1 pseudogene is annotated in these 240 nt (G+C 47.1%); it reads right to left on the bottom strand.

Going from position 1 to position 240, the window contains the following annotated elements:
- Nucleotides 1-240, bottom strand: a pseudogene (locus tag A3751_RS23320) (HlyD family type I secretion periplasmic adaptor subunit); the annotation flags it as partial.

Consider the following 240-nt stretch of genomic DNA (forward strand, 5'->3'; position numbering starts at 1 on the left):
AAGCGCTGTTCTGCTTTGGTCACTTGCTGGGACAAGGCATCGCTTTGGACTTGTAAGGCGTTTTGCTCAGCCAATGTTTGTTTGCGTTTTTCAGCGAGATAGAGCGTTTGCTGTGTGCTGATGCTTTGCTCGGATTGCTTGAGCTGATTCAGTCGTGCTTGTTGCACGGCAAGATCTTGCTGCTCTTCGATGAGTTCTTGTTTGAGTTCAAGATATTGAAGTTTCGAGCCGTAGGATTTC

This window comes from Oleiphilus sp. HI0080, assembly GCF_001635135.1.